The organism is Pseudomonas syringae group sp. J309-1, assembly GCF_032582135.1.
GTDB classification, from domain to species: Bacteria; Pseudomonadota; Gammaproteobacteria; order Pseudomonadales; family Pseudomonadaceae; genus Aquipseudomonas; species Aquipseudomonas quasicaspiana.
In genome coordinates this window covers 16504-30568 of sequence record NZ_JAWHNU010000056.1, presented here as the reverse complement: position 1 = coordinate 30568, position 14065 = coordinate 16504, and the positions used below count along the sequence as shown (strand labels likewise).

Annotated in this window: 16 protein-coding genes and 1 pseudogene; 8 read left to right on the top strand and 9 right to left on the bottom strand. The window is 56.9% G+C overall.

Features of this window, described 5'->3' with window-relative positions:
* Nucleotides 1–240 precede the first annotated feature (240 nt).
* Complete coding sequence (locus RX972_RS23740) at nt 241–1407, top strand: putative zinc-binding metallopeptidase (protein ID WP_231673674.1); 1167 nt, start codon at nt 241–243, stop codon at nt 1405–1407.
* A gap of 235 nt (nt 1408–1642) precedes the next feature.
* Here RX972_RS23740 and RX972_RS23735 read toward each other — a convergent pair whose 3' ends face one another.
* The gene (locus tag RX972_RS23735) at nt 1643–2647 is read right to left on the bottom strand and encodes an NADP-dependent oxidoreductase (RefSeq protein WP_316879138.1); all 1005 of its coding nucleotides are present in this window, start codon (nt 2645–2647) and stop codon (nt 1643–1645) included.
* Nucleotides 2648–2868: 221 nt separating this feature from the next.
* Here RX972_RS23735 and RX972_RS23730 point away from each other — a divergent pair, with 221 nt between their 5' ends.
* The 3 genes and pseudogenes from RX972_RS23730 (at nt 2869) to RX972_RS29630 (ending at nt 6080) form a co-directional block, all read left to right on the top strand.
* Nucleotides 2869–3801: an LD-carboxypeptidase gene (locus RX972_RS23730; protein ID WP_316879136.1), complete on the top strand. Its 933-nt coding sequence runs from the start codon at nt 2869–2871 to the stop codon at nt 3799–3801.
* Nucleotides 3802–4100: 299 nt separating this feature from the next.
* Nucleotides 4101–5219, top strand: a pseudogene (locus tag RX972_RS29635) (HAMP domain-containing protein); the annotation flags it as partial.
* Nucleotides 5199–6080, top strand: a complete 882-nt coding sequence (locus RX972_RS29630; protein WP_406643969.1) for a methyl-accepting chemotaxis protein — start codon at nt 5199–5201, stop codon at nt 6078–6080. The pseudogene RX972_RS29635 and the gene RX972_RS29630, both read left to right, overlap by 21 nt.
* A gap of 161 nt (nt 6081–6241) precedes the next feature.
* On the opposite strand, the gene RX972_RS23720 is transcribed toward RX972_RS29630, so the two are convergent.
* Together RX972_RS23720 and RX972_RS23715 are read right to left on the bottom strand one after the other, a co-directional pair.
* Nucleotides 6242–7435: a benzoate/H(+) symporter BenE family transporter gene (locus RX972_RS23720; RefSeq protein ID WP_316879133.1), complete on the bottom strand. Its 1194-nt coding sequence runs from the start codon at nt 7433–7435 to the stop codon at nt 6242–6244.
* 169 nt (nt 7436–7604) lie between these two features.
* Entirely contained in the window at nt 7605–8075 is a 471-nt protein-coding gene (locus RX972_RS23715) for a MarR family transcriptional regulator (protein WP_316879131.1), read from the bottom strand.
* An 82-nt stretch (nt 8076–8157) separates the two neighbouring features.
* Between RX972_RS23715 and RX972_RS23710 the strand changes: the two genes are divergently transcribed.
* The 3 genes from RX972_RS23710 (at nt 8158) to RX972_RS23700 (ending at nt 10525) form a co-directional block, all read left to right on the top strand.
* Nucleotides 8158–9324: a PLP-dependent aminotransferase family protein gene (locus RX972_RS23710; RefSeq protein ID WP_027898905.1), complete on the top strand. Its 1167-nt coding sequence runs from the start codon at nt 8158–8160 to the stop codon at nt 9322–9324.
* A gap of 33 nt (nt 9325–9357) precedes the next feature.
* Nucleotides 9358–9960, top strand: a complete 603-nt coding sequence (locus tag RX972_RS23705; RefSeq protein WP_099267310.1) for a glutathione S-transferase family protein — start codon at nt 9358–9360, stop codon at nt 9958–9960.
* A 172-nt stretch (nt 9961–10132) separates the two neighbouring features.
* Complete coding sequence (locus RX972_RS23700; protein WP_316879128.1) at nt 10133–10525, top strand: lysozyme inhibitor LprI family protein; 393 nt, start codon at nt 10133–10135, stop codon at nt 10523–10525.
* A 21-nt stretch (nt 10526–10546) separates the two neighbouring features.
* Here the strand turns inward: RX972_RS23700 and RX972_RS23695 are convergent, their stop codons facing one another.
* The 4 genes from RX972_RS23695 to RX972_RS23680 form a co-directional block, all read right to left on the bottom strand.
* On the bottom strand, nt 10547–10918 hold the full coding sequence (locus RX972_RS23695; protein WP_316879126.1) for a glutathione S-transferase N-terminal domain-containing protein: 372 nt from the start codon (nt 10916–10918) through the stop codon (nt 10547–10549).
* A 76-nt stretch (nt 10919–10994) separates the two neighbouring features.
* The gene (gene folE / locus RX972_RS23690; protein ID WP_027898901.1) at nt 10995–11540 is read right to left on the bottom strand and encodes a GTP cyclohydrolase I FolE; all 546 of its coding nucleotides are present in this window, start codon (nt 11538–11540) and stop codon (nt 10995–10997) included.
* Nucleotides 11541–11757: 217 nt separating this feature from the next.
* Nucleotides 11758–12048, bottom strand: a complete 291-nt coding sequence (locus RX972_RS23685) for an XRE family transcriptional regulator (protein WP_122805865.1) — start codon at nt 12046–12048, stop codon at nt 11758–11760.
* A gap of 10 nt (nt 12049–12058) precedes the next feature.
* Nucleotides 12059–12400, bottom strand: coding sequence for a type II toxin-antitoxin system RelE/ParE family toxin (locus RX972_RS23680; protein WP_316879123.1), 342 nt, complete (start codon nt 12398–12400; stop codon nt 12059–12061).
* Nucleotides 12401–12602: 202 nt separating this feature from the next.
* On the opposite strand from RX972_RS23680, the gene RX972_RS23675 reads away from it, so the two are divergent.
* A complete protein-coding gene (locus RX972_RS23675; RefSeq protein ID WP_049826778.1) occupies nt 12603–12791 on the top strand; it encodes a hypothetical protein in 189 nt (62 codons plus the stop codon).
* 33 nt (nt 12792–12824) lie between these two features.
* Here the strand turns inward: RX972_RS23675 and RX972_RS23670 are convergent, their stop codons facing one another.
* Together RX972_RS23670 and RX972_RS23665 are read right to left on the bottom strand one after the other, a co-directional pair.
* On the bottom strand, nt 12825–13382 hold the full coding sequence (locus tag RX972_RS23670) for a Smr/MutS family protein (RefSeq protein ID WP_027898898.1): 558 nt from the start codon (nt 13380–13382) through the stop codon (nt 12825–12827).
* A 188-nt stretch (nt 13383–13570) separates the two neighbouring features.
* Nucleotides 13571–13891: a hypothetical protein gene (locus RX972_RS23665; RefSeq protein ID WP_027898897.1), complete on the bottom strand. Its 321-nt coding sequence runs from the start codon at nt 13889–13891 to the stop codon at nt 13571–13573.
* Between the last annotated feature and the right edge of the window lie 174 nt (nt 13892–14065).

The following is a 14065-nucleotide window of genomic DNA, read 5'->3' as shown; positions in this document are numbered from 1 at the left end:
GACCGAATTTATTCGGGAAGGCGGCATTTCAGACGATACACAGGCTGCGTATGTATCGGCCCCTTCGCGAATGAATTCGCTCCCACGACGTTCGCGCAATCCCTTTACCTGTGGATGCCCCACGGGGCGTCATCGCCCAGAAGATCGATGATTCAGCAAAGATCCACGTCACGCATCAACTCCACGGAACGACGGCAACCGGCGATGATCTAGTGCATGCTGGCCCACCAGGAGATCGCCATGTACCGGTTTTTCGAGCAACTCAGTTCACGTATTGCTGCACCTTTTGTTGGCGAGACCCGGCGTAACAGCAAGGTTTGGCAGTGCCAGTGTGGTCAGTCTGTATTCTTTCCCAATACCCAGTGTCTGGCCTGCTCCGCGGCGCTTGGTTATCTGCCAGAGCAGGGACGGGTTGCAGCTCTTGAGCCTGGCCCCGATCAAGACACCTGGCGCCTGAGTGACGAGCCGGGAGCCGGGTTGTATCGACGTTGTGCCAACGTTGATACGCCTGCGGCCTGCAACTGGCTGTTTCCCGCCGATGACAGTGGCGAGTTCTGCATTGCCTGTAGCTTGAACAAGACCATTCCCGACCTGTCGATCCCGGAAAACGGTGAGCGCTGGTGCAAGGTGGAAACCGCCAAGCGTCGACTGGTTGCGCAGTTGATTTCCCTCGGGCTGAAAGTCATCCCCAAAACTCAGGACGAAGAGCGCGGGCTGGCATTTGAGTTTCTTGGCGTTGATCTGGAAGGCAAAGCGCCGACCACCGGGCACGCCAACGGCTTGATCACCCTGGATATCAAAGAGGCGGACGACGCCCATCGCGAAAAAATTCGCGTACAGATGCACGAACCGTATCGGACTCTGCTCGGGCATTTCCGTCACGAAGTGGGCCACTACTATTGGGATCGGTTGATCGCAAATACCTGGTGGCAGGACGGGTATCGCAACCTGTTCGGCGATGAACGCGCCAGTTATGCCGAGGCACTGGATCACCATTACCAGAACGGGGCGCCTGCCGACTGGCAGCAGAACTTCGTCAGCGCTTACGCCACCATGCATCCATGGGAGGATTGGGCGGAGACCTGGGCGCATTACCTGCACATGATGGATGCGGTCGATACCGCGCTGGGTTTTGGCATGAGTGCCCGGGATATGGACCTGGATTATCAGCCGTTCCCGCTGGAAACCCTTTACGACCCGCAACACCCCGGCGGGCCTGCGTTCCTGTCATTCGTCAATGCCTGGATCGAACTGGCCGGGATGCTCAACGAGCTGTCGCGCAGCATGGGCCAGCCTGACTTCTATCCGTTCGTCCTCCCACCTGCAGTGATCACCAAACTGCATTTCATTCATCTGGTGATTCAGGATGCAGGCGGCAAGGCGGATGAGGTGTTGCAAGCGCAGTAGGTAGGGACGTAGTCCTCCGTTACGCCGCCGTATGCTGATCTGTAGGAGCTGCCGAAGGCTGCGATGGCGGTGGGCAGGCAGAATGCATTCGCAGCCTGCGGCAGCTCCTACAGATTGATTTATGGCAATGAGTTTCGCGCCAAACGCCAGACCTGTAGGAGCGCACGAGCCCCTGAGGAATGCATAGCAATTAGGTGATGATGTTTTGGATTGATAGGACCCCGATTTCTCGAGGCTAAACCTTCAACACCAACTTCCCGAAATTTTCGCCCTTGAACAGCTTCTGCAGGGTTTCGGGAAACGTCTCCAGCCCATCGACAATGTCCTCACGGCTCTTTAGTTTGCCCTCAGCCATCCAGCCGGCCATCTCCTGCCCGGCAGCGGCAAACCTGCTGGCGTAGTCCATGACCACAAAACCCTCCATGCGGGCCCGGTTGACCAACAGCGACAGGTAATTGCTCGGCCCTTTGACGGGCGAGGTGTTGTTGTACTGACTGATCGCGCCACAGATCACGACCCGCGCCTTGGGCGCCAGACGGCTGAGTACGGCGTCGAGAATGTCGCCACCGACGTTATCGAAATAGACATTCACGCCATTGGGACACTCACGCTTCAGACCTGCCAGAACATCCTCGCTCTTGTAGTCGATGACGCCGTCGAAGCCCAGCTCATTAACCAGCGATTCACACTTCTGTTTACCACCCGCGATGCCAATCACTCGGCAACCTTTAAGCTTGGCGATCTGTCCGGCGACACTTCCCACGGCACCCGCTGCGCCGGAAATCACTACGGTGTCGCCACTCTGCGGCGCTCCGACATCCAGCAGCGCAAAGTAGGCGGTCATGCCGGTCATGCCCAGCGCTGAAAGGTAGCGGGGCAGCGGTGCGAGTTTAGGGTCGATTTTGTAGAAGCCTTTAGGCTCACCCAGGAAATAGTCCTGAACGCCCAGTGCGCCCTGAACAAAGTCACCTTCCGCGAACTGTTCGCTTTGCGAGGCGATCACTTCGCCCACGCCCAGTGCGCGCATCACCTCGCCCAGACCGACAGGGGCGATGTACGACTTGCCCTCGTTCATCCAGCCGCGCATGGCCGGATCCAGTGACAGGTAATGGTTCTTGACCAGAATCTGCCCGCTTGCCAGCTCGCCGACCGGTATTTCCTGATAAGTGAAGTCTTCGCGACTCGCCTGGCCGACCGGGCGTTTGGCGAGCAGGAATTGGCGGTTGGTGTGGCTGCTCATGGCATTTCCTCATAAATAGTCAAAGATTGATTGAAGTCGCTGAGGCACTGCCCGGCAAGTGAAGATCATCGTGCGAATGCGTTGTGATCCAGTTGGATGATGAGCAAGCGCGCGCCCGCTGGCGGTAGGTTTTCAAAAAATCAGGTAAATGTTTTTCGGTGTGGATCGACAGCCGAGACTAATCTACATTGGCCCACTGACCTGAAACTTGAGCTCTTGTAATGTCTTCCATCTGTTTGCCAACCCTTCGCCCTCATGCGCTCCGCCCCGGAGATGCAGTCGCTCTGGTTTCACCTGCTGGTCCGGTGGCGGCAGCAAAAGTCGAAAGTGCGGCAGAGGTTCTCAAGAGCTGGGGTCTCAAGCCCCGGATTTATCCTCACGCACTGGATACTCATTCTTTTTATGCTGGCACCGATGAACACCGGCTTGCAGACTTCAATGCTGCGCTGGCTGATCCGGAGATCCGCGCACTGTTTTGTAATCGTGGCGGCTACGGCGCGCAACGCATCGTTCAGCATCTTGATTTCGACGCGGTTAAACGCGATCCGAAACTGGTGATTGGTTTTTCTGATATCACTGCATTTCACGGTGCGCTTTGGCAGCATGCGCGACTGGCAACCATCCACGGGCCGGTGGCCAGTCAGCTTGAGCGCGGCGGTCTGTTCGTCAGCGGTTTGCGACACGTGACCATGAGCACCGAACCGGTTCTGGTCGCAGCCGATGCAGCGGAGCGCACCTTCGATGTGCGTACCCGCGGCACGGCTCATGGTGTATTGCTGGGAGGCAATCTCAGCATACTCAGCAGCAGCGTGGGTACTGATTACATGCCAGATCTCAACGGCGCCATTCTGCTGATCGAAGATGTGAGCGAAGCGGCCTATCGTGTCGATCGCCTGCTTACTCATCTACTCAACAGTGGTGCGTTGAATGGATTGGCAGGCATTGCGGTTGGGCAGTTCAGCGAACCTAAAGGCGCTACCGGATCGATCACCCATTCGAGTGTCTTGATGGAACGACTGGGTGATCTGGGCATTCCTGTTCTGGGCGGTCTTTCCATTGGCCATGACGCTATCAACCACGCGGTGCCGCTAGGCATCGAAGCCACACTCGATGCGGATGCGGGAACCTTGCTGGTGGGGGCTGCGACTTGCTGAATACCCCTGCGCACGTTTAGCGCTTCACGCAGGGTAATCGCTCCGAATCGGACGTTTACCCTGCAACTGCTGCCAAGTCATCCGCTGCTTTTATGCTCAAGTCTCGACGTCGCACGCAGGCTGATAATCCCAAGTTGCCCCGGATAAGTCTGAAAACGACTTCGGCATAGCTATTTGCCATTATCTCGGCGTCAAAGACTTGTACATCTTCAGGCTCATTGCGAATCTGCACGATTATTGAATGGCGTGAATCAACGGCCTGAGTGTTCGGCCTGAACGCCTTGAGTGATCGAACGGAGATGAGCGCTATGATTTCGGCCATGCAAGCTCGCGTTGCCAACCTTGGGATGGCAAAGAAACTCGGCGTGGGTTTCACGCTGGTTTTGCTGCTGACCGCGCTGGTGGCCGCTATAGGTGTCTGGTCGCTGAAAAGCATCAGCGCTCACTTCGATGGCCTTAACCAGATGTCTTCCCTGAACAGCGGGCTCCTCAAGGTCAGGTTGCTGGAGCAGGAATACGCGCTGCGCAGTGATCCGAAGATCGTTGAGCAACTGCATGTTGGCGTTGATGAGTTGAATGCACTGGCTGAGCAATTGAAAAGTCAGTCCCCCGCCAGCGAGTCACGCATGACCGAGGTCCAGCAGACATTGGGGGCTTATCGCAGGTCCTTCGATCAGTTCGTCGATATCAGCCAAAGCAAGGACATTGCGCTGGAAATGGCCAGTTGGTCCGTCTCTAGCGTCGCCAACAATCTGGATGTTCTACAGTCCGGGCTGGCGGATGACGGCGCCTATGGCCTTAAGGAGTCGAAGGGCGAGCAGGGTTCGGAGTTCATCGAGCAGGCCAATCAGGTCAGCCAGGTCTCAAAATTGATGATGCAGGCAATGGACGAGGCCCGGGTGCGTCTCGATAAAAGCCGCAAGACAGGCTCGGGTGACGAGGTCAAGACTGGCAAAATCACGCAGGCGGATGATGCCAAGGCGTTGGTCGAGGAGCTCAAAGGTGTCGTCAAGGACGAGGGCTATCAGACTGTGTTGGGTGAGGTCAGTACGCATATCGTCAATTTCACTGAAAAACTCAGTGAATACACCGACCTGCTCGACAGCGAAGCCAAGGTATCACTGCAACTGGCTGCCAACGCCACGCAGGTCGTCGAGCAAGTGAAGCAAGCCTACGCCGCCGAAGATCAGTCGATGCAGGCGCAACTCACCACGAACACGTTGCAGATCATCGGCTCATCGGTGGTGGCCTTGTTGGTGGGTGTGATGGCTTCGCTGTTGATCACTCGCCTGATCGTTCACCCGTTGCGCAGCGTCATTGCCACTGCGCAACGTATTGCTGCGGGGGACCTGAGCGGTAGTATCGACGGACGGCGCAAGGATGAAATCGGCCAGTTGATGCTCGCCATGCAGCAAATGGGGGCTGGCCTGAGTGGCATCGTCAGCGGTCTGCAGGCAGGTATCGATCAGTTGGCCAGTTCTGCGCATTCTCTTTCGGCTGTCACTGAGCAGACTAATCGCGAAGTCAGTCATCAGCAGGAAGAGACCGAGCAGGTCGCGACGGCCATGAACCAGATGACGGCAACGGTGCATGACGTTGCCCGCAATGCGGAACAAGCGGCGCTTGCCGCGCAGAGCGCTGATGAGAAGGTCGACAGCGGCCAGACAGTGGTGCGTCAGAGTTTGCAGCGCATTGAGCAATTGGCCAGTTCTTCTGCGTCGGCCATCGACAGCATTGAAAACCTGAGCAACGAGATCCAGAACATCGGCACGGTGCTTGGGGTCATTAAAAGCGTGGCCGAACAGACCAATCTGTTGGCGCTGAATGCGGCTATCGAAGCCGCGCGCGCAGGTGAGCAGGGCAGGGGCTTTGCCGTGGTTGCCGACGAGGTAAGAGCGCTGGCCAGGCGAACTCAGCAATCCACTGAGGAAATCGAACGACTCGTCAGCAGCCTTCGCAGTGGTGCTTCAGCCTCCGTGGCACAAATCCAGAGCAGTGGTGAACTGGTCAGGCTTGCGGTCAGCGATGCGCTGCAAACCGAAAGCGCGTTGGGCAGCATTGCTGCGGCGGTTTCGATGATCCAGCAGATGAACCAGCAAATTGCTGCAGCGGCAGAACAACAGACGTCGGTCGCCGAAGAGATCAATCGCAGCGTCACTAATATTCGCGCCAGCGCCGATCAGTCCGCCCTGGCCATGCGGGGCAATGCAGCGTCGAGTACTGAGCTTGCATCACTTGGGACGGAGCTCAAGGGGATGGTTGGGCATTTCAGGTTGTAGCGAAACACTGAATCTTTATTGGCCCGTAGGAGCTGCCGAAGGCTGCGAGCACTTAGTCTGATGCACCGCCATCGCAGCCTTCGGCAGCTCCTACAGACCACTTGTTTGTGGCGCAGGATCATCTTCGAATCCGGTAGATGTATTTCTGAAGCGACCTGCTTCTACCGACGCGACGTCCCATTCAGGATCAGCATCGTCACAACCCCCGCCACAATCCCCCAGAACGCCGATCCAATCGAAAGCAGGGTCAGGCCTGACGCCGTCACCATGAAGGTGATCAGTGCCGCTTCGCGCTCCCTGGGTTCGTTCATCGCAACGGTCAGGCCGTTAATGATCGAGCCGAACAACGCCAAAGCGGCGATCGATAGCACCAGTTCCTTGGGGAACGCACCGAATAGCGCCGCCAGCGCTCCACCGTAGATGGCGGCAATGGCGTAGAAGATTCCGCACCAGATGGCCGCCGTGTAACGCTTGTCGCGGTCCTCGTGAGCGTGGGTGCTGGTGCAGATGGCCGCGCTGATAGCGGCCAGATTGAGTCCGTGGGAACCGAACGGTGCCAGCAACAATGACGCGATACCGGTGACTGAAATCAGCGGAGAGGCTGGTACGTGATAACCATCAGCACGCAACACGGCGATGCCCGGCATGTTCTGTGACGTCATGGCCACCACAAACAGCGGAATGCCGATGCTCACCGTTGCCGCCAGAGAAAACTCTGGCGTCGTCCAGACCGGCATCGAGACCTCCAGCGTAAAGCCGCTGAAGTCCAGCAAACCCAACCAGCCTGACAGTGCAGTACCCACCAGGAGTGCAGCCAGTACCGCGTAGCGTGGCGATATCCGTTTGATCAGCAGGTAGGTGAAGAACATCCCCAATACCAGCGCGGTGCGGTGTTGGGCGGCGACGAAGATTTCGCTGCCGATCTTGAACAGAATGCCGGCCAGTAACGCCGCAGCCAGAGAGGCGGGAAGCTTTTTTACCAGTCGGTCAAAGCTGCCGGTTACCCCGCAAATGATGACGAGCACTGCACTGGTGATAAACGCACCGATGGCTTCTGGATACGCCACTCCGCCCAGGCTGGTGATCAGCAAAGCTGCGCCGGGGGTCGACCAAGCCACGGTGATGGGTGTCCGATAGCGCAAGGAAAGACCGATGCTGCACACAGCCATACCGACGAACAATGCCCAGATCCACGAAGATATCTGCGCACTGGTCAGCCCGGCTGCCTGGCCTGCCTGAAACATCAGCACCAGCGAACTGGTACAGCCCGTCATCATGGCGATAAAACCAGCAACGATTGCGGCGGGGGAAGTGTCGGCCAATGGGCGCAGACGGGCGGGGGGTGAGGCGTTCATCAATCCATCCTTGAGCAGTGCAACGGCAGGCCGCAAGCGTAAACGTACTGGTATCAAAGTGTTGCGATACAGCGGGATTCGTAAACGTGAGTACAGTTACGAAGCAGCCCAAGCCTGGCTGCAAACACGTTTATTTATATTTTGTCTGATAGGAGCCGATGTCAGGTTTTCAATCCTCCTCACGAGAAACAGGCCGGGCACCATTCTGTAGCGTCCTGCTCAGTGCTTCATTGACCTGCAGCCAGCCGTCAACGGCTTCGAGACCCGCCTCGGCAAAAACGCGCTGCAACAACTTCACTTGTTCGCGCCGCAAAGCCTGTTCGAACTTCGAGCCTTCTTCGGTCAGCCCCAGCAAGCGTTTGCGCTTGTCGCTGTCGGGGGCGGTGCTGTGTACCAGGTCCATGGCGATCAGTTGGCGCAGCGGCGCATTGAGTGCCTGCTTGCTCACACCGAGCACGCAGAGCAGCTCTTTAACGCTCAAACCGGGATAGCGGGCAATGAAAAATACGATGCGCTGATGCACCCGGCTGAAGCCTCGTCGAGCAAGCATTTCGTCAGCTTTAGCCGTGAATGCCTGGTAGCCGAAGAAAAAAGCTTCCATGGCGGCTTGTTGGGATGCGGAATTTTTAAGGTCAAGCATATTGACGTATCTATGTCTGGCGTCGTAATTTCGGTCAACCAGTTTGACTTATTTCCAATTACTTCGGCTAGCGGTGATCTCAATGGCTTTCTCTGAACGCGTGTCCCGGCTTAAAAGTTCTCTGATTCGTGAAATCCTTGCTGCGGCCCAGCGTCCGGAAGTCATGTCGTTTGCCGGTGGCCTGCCAGCCGAAGCCATGCTGCCCAAAGTGGAGTGGGCGGACATGCCTGTTGCGCTTGGCCAATACGGCATGAGTGAAGGCGAGCCTGGCTTGCGCGAAGCCCTGGCTGCAGAGGCGCGAGCTATCGGCCTGCAGTGCGACGCCAGTCAGGTGTTGATCGTCAGCGGCTCGCAGCAGACGCTGGATCTGGCGGCCAAGCTTTACATCGACAAAGGCACGCAGATCGTGCTCGAAGCACCGACATACCTGGCGGCGTTGCAGATTTTCCAGTTGTTCGGTGCTGATTGCCTGACAGTGCCGCTGCAAACCGATGGTCCGGATTTGCAGGCCTTGCGACAGCAACTGGAGCAACACCAGCCTGCGTTCGCCTATCTGATTCCGACTTTCCAGAATCCTTCCGCAGTGCGTTACAGCGAAGCCAGTCGTGTGGCCGTGGCTGCTCTGCTGGATGAATTCGGCGTGACCTTGATCGAAGACGAACCCTATCGCGATCTGACGTTTGATGGCGGCAGTGCCAAGCCCATCGCCAGCCGTTTGCAAAAGGCCAGCTGGATCTACACCGGTACTGTGTCGAAAACCCTGTTGCCAGGTTTGCGGGTCGGCTACCTGATTGCCAGTCCTGATCTGTTCCCGCATTTGCTGCGTTTGAAGCAGTCTGCCGATCTGCACACCAACCGTTTAGGCCAGTGGCAGGCCCTGCAATGGATCGGTACCGAGCACTACCGCGAACACTTGTCTGAGTTGCAGACTTTCTACCGTCAGCGGCGGGATGCATTTGAGGCTGCACTAAAACGACATTTTGCCGATATAGCTGACTGGAACAGCCCGCAAGGTGGTTTGTTTTTCTGGCTGACGCTCAAGCAACCAATGGATACACGGACTCTGCTCGACGAAGCGCTCAGGCAGGATGTCGCGTTTATGCCGGGGGAGCCGTTTTTCGCTGATCCAGATGCCAACCATGGTTATCTAAGGCTCAACTTCAGCCACATTGATCCGGCCCGTCTCGATGAGGGCCTGAAGCGATTGGCGGCGGTCGTGCGTCAGGCCCGGTTGGAGCGAGCCGCTTAGCTGCGGGCATCAAGGGAATTCAAGGGGACGGGTATGTACAAGGTTTACGGCGATTACAAATCGGGCAACTGCTACAAGATCAAGCTGATGCTCAACCTGCTGGGCGTCGAGTATCACTGGGTGCCGGTGGATATTCTCAAGGGTGAAACCCAGACCGCAGCGTTTCTGGAGAAGAACCCCAACGGCAAGATCCCTGTCCTGGAGCTTGAGGACGGCACCTGCCTGTGGGAATCCAATGCGATCCTCAATTTCCTCGCCGATGGCAGCCAGTACCTGCCGAGCGAACCGCGACTGCGCACGCAAGTGCTGCAATGGCAGTTCTTCGAACAGTACAGCCATGAGCCGAGCATCGCCGTCGCGCGCTTTATCCAGTTCTACCTAGGGCTGCCTGAAGAGCGTCTGGAGGAATATCGTTCGCTGCACAAAGCTGGCTACCGAGCGTTGGCAGTGATGGAACAGCAACTCAAACGCACGCCTTTCCTGGTGGGCGATCACTTCTCCATCGCAGACATTGCGTTGTATGCCTACACCCATGTTGCCCATCAGGGTGGTTTCGACCTGACGCCATACCCTGGCATCGAGCAATGGTTGGAGCGGGTGAAGGCGCAACCTGGCTATGTGGGCATGCTGGACTGATCGCGACGGACACCTGAAAAGCCGGTCATGCAACATGACCGGCTTTTTTATGTCCGATTGTTTTAGCAGAGCTGAAATCACTTGGCTGTGTCATCACAGGCATTTAGTCTGCGCGCCTCTTGGGTACGGCCCCGTAGCCCGATAACAACGACTTTAAGGAAAGGAGTTCCCGATGCGCTTTTCAATGATGGCGGTGCTGATGTTCATGGCGCTGGGTATTGGCTGCTCTGCTTCGGCACAAAACACAGACTGTGATGCCAGCCAGGCTGCGATGAATCGTTGCGCAGGTCAGCAACTGGCAACGCTGGATGCGGAGCTGAACAAACAATACAAGGCACAAATAGCGTACTTGCAGACGCCCGAGAAGAAGCAGGCGTTCAAGGCTGCGCAGCAGAAGTGGATTGCTTTCCGTGATGCGGATTGTATGTATCAGGCAGGCAAGGCTGAGGATTTCGGCTCGATGTGGCCGCTGCTGCAATCCCGGTGTCTGGCAGAGCAGACCAGAGTGCGCGTCGAGCAGCTGAAACAGTATGCGGCGTGCCGTCAGGAAGGCTGCCCGAACTGATGTCGGGCGTGCGCCGTTGAATCAGATCGCTGCGAAGCGCTGATTCAGGTAATCAATGATCACTTTGGACTCATACATCCAGGTGGTCTTGCCAGCTTCCTCGATGCGCAGGCAAGGCACTTTGATTTTGCCGCCTTCATTGAGCAGTGTCTGGCGATCCTGTTCGTTGTTTTTTGCATCATGCAGCGCAACCGGGACGTTGAGCTTGTGCAGAGTGCGACGGGTTTTGACGCAGAACGGGCAGGCATTGAACTGATACAGGCTGAGATTCTTTGCTGACTGCTCGACAGCCGCCTGAGCTTCGGGCGTGCGTTTTTTCTTCGCCGGACGGGTGATGAAGTCGATGAAGATGACCAGTTGGCCAAGGCCAACCCTCAATGCTTTTATAAACACGTAAAAGACCTCGCGAGAAACAGGCGGGAACGTATCGCCCAAGGCCCGGCGAGTGATCAGCCGGGCAGGGCGTCGGTCACTTGATGAGGCTGAGGAACTCGCTGCGGGTAGCAGCGTTGTTGCGGAATTCACCGAGCATCACTGAGGTGATCATCGACGAATTCTGCTTTTCGACACCGCGCATCATCATGCACATGTGTTTGGCTTCGATCACTACGGCAACGCCCAGTGCGCCGGTCACTTGCATTATTGCTTCCGCGATCTGGCGGCTGAGGTTTTCCTGGATCTGCAGGCGGCGGGCATACATGTCCACAATGCGCGCGACCTTGGACAGACCCAGCACCTTGCCATTGGGGATGTAGGCGACGTGCGCCTTGCCAATGAACGGCAGCAGGTGATGCTCGCACAACGAATACAACTCGATGTCCTTGACCATCACCATTTCGCTGGCGTCGGAGCTGAAGAGGGCACCGTTGGTAACCTCTTCCAGCGTTTGTTCATAACCGCGACACAGATACTGCATTGCCTTGGCAGCACGCTTGGGGGTGTCGAGCAGACCTTCGCGGGAAACGTCTTCCCCCAGTTGGCCAAGGATCGCGGTGTAGTTCTGTTCCAGTGTCACAGGGGCTGTTCCGTAAAAAGTAATGCTGTCAGCAGCGGCGTCGTGTCGATAGTCAACATCGAACGATATAGCCACGCAGACCAGCAAAAAATGCAGGGCAAGCCTGCGTTGCGCGACATAGTAACGTAGGACAGGCGGCAGTTGTATCGCTTGATGTCGGGAGCCTGACTTCTAAACAGCTGTTACAGGTTCACGGCACTCTGTAGGGAGGCGATTGCTACTTGATATTCGGCAACAGTCGTACTTCCACGCGTTGCCCCAAGGCGCGTGCCGCACTGGCCAAGGTTGCCAGAGTCATACCCGCGTCGCTCTCGTCAAGGGCGCGGTCCACAACGGTGCGGCTTGTATGCATCCGCTCGGCGAGGTCTTTTTTGGTGACTTTCTGAAGCCTCATCGTTTCCGCAAGCTGCCAGGATATGACCTTTTTCAGTGCCGCAGCGGTAACTTCTTCGGCAAGATCCTGTTCCACAAGGAAATCATCGAAGTCAGATCCCACATTCTTGTTCATTATTGGCTCCTTATAGCCGCGACTTGCGCTGCCGTGCTGTCGTTAATTCCGTCAAAGGTGTCTTCTGGCTTTTTTTGATAAAACCGTGAAGCAGCACCATCTCGCAAGCAGCGACTGCGAACAATACGCGAGCAATGGTATCGCCAAGGTCAGACCTGACCTCCCATAGCCCGACTTCAAGTTTTCGAACAATGGGCATACCCATCGGCCAGCCGAGCTGGACAGCTTTGATGTCGATACCAATCAGTCGCCTGTGTTGGCGGGGTAGAGCTACTAACCAGTCACGAACAGGCTCATTGCCAGCGTCTGTGCAAAAGAAACGTACGGTGAGAACGGGTGTGTCATCAGGCATGAGAGTGCAGTGTACCTAAATAGGTGCATATGGCAATTGCGGAGGCTAGAAGGTGGGCACTGTAGTTATCGATGATGGGGACGGGTGGTAGATATGTATCCAGTCGCTTACCAAGCCCCTACCAACCCGCGACAGAAATAACCCCTCACGCGCTGTCTGAATGAACAGGTAACAAATACCTGTCGCATGAGAGAGTGAAGTGATGGTTGGTCGATTGATTAAAGTGGCGATGGTGGTTGCAGTGCTGTCTACGGTTTCAGGCTGCTGGCCGTTTTGGGGTCCAGGTGGACCCGGCGGTCATGGTGGTGGCGGGCATGGCGGCGGTGGCGGTCACTATGAAGGTGGCGACCGCGGTGGTCCAGGTGGTGGCGGTCCGGGCGGGCGTCCGTAACTCGCCCCGGTTTTTCATTCAGGTTGCGACGGATTACTCGTCGCGACCTTCCATCATGGTCCGCTTGAGAATCACGTAAACCGCTCCCGCGCCGCCGTGTTTTGCCTGGCACGAACAGAAACCCAGCACTTGAGGATGTTGCCGCAGCCAGGTGTTGACGTGGCTTTTGATCATCGGGCGCTTGCCGTCCAGTCGCACAGCCTTGCCATGAGTGACACGCACGCAACGTACTTCCAGTTTGGTTGCTTCAGCGAGAAACTCCCACAGGGTTTCCCGTGCGACCTCGACCGTCATGCCATGCAAATCCAGACTGCCCTCGAAGCTGATCTGCCCGAGCTTCAGCTTGCGCATCTGGCCTTCCTGCACGCCATCGCGGGACCAGCTCAACACATCTTCCGGCCCGACATCGATCACGAACTGATCCGACAACCCATCGACTGTCACCGAATCGGTGCGCACCGTCGCGGACTGACGCAGTCTGGCCAGGAGTTTACGGTCGGTCTTGGGTTTGCCTACATCGGCATATTCTTGCTTGATGGGCTTGACGCCGCGTAACTCGTTTTTGAACAGGGAAAAATCGTCGTCTTGCATGTCAGCCTCCGCGAAGGGGGCTAGTTTAACCAAGTCGCGGTGTGAGCGGTGGTGTGATGCACATATAGGGCGTGGGACCGGCTTTAGCCGGGAAAAGGCCGGTATGGTCAGCGAAATGTGACATCAGGAATGCTGCCTTTCCCGCTAAAGCCGATCCCACATGCAAGCAGTGTTTGCCTAAAAGTTTTTCAATCCTGCTTTTTCATCAAGTGCGGCGACATGTTCAGGCCATTCTTGCGACGACTACCCACGCGGCAGCGACGCCATAGCCAGATGCCAACGTAGAGCACCAACAAGCCACTTAGTACAACGAGCGCTGCGCCCAGTGGGCTGGCATTAAGCTCACCCAGCACCTGGGGCCGACCAATCAGGCTGGAAACACCCGCCATTGCCAGCAACACGCCGAAAGTCGCCAACAGGGCAGCAATGGCCGAACCAATGCGCACGCCCCAACTGCCCGATCCTTTTGGACGCAGGCGACGGGCGTCAAAACCGTCGGATACTTTCATTCCGATTTTCCTCCAGAGTATCGGGGTCTGACCCGGACAGGCGGCGGCTGGTTCCCGCAGGCAGAGGATTCAGGGCAAATGACGGGTATTAATGGATAGGCGGTAATGTGAACAGCGTCACATAACCGCGAATACAGCGAATGGGGTACGACAGCCGCGAGGCGTGGTGCACGC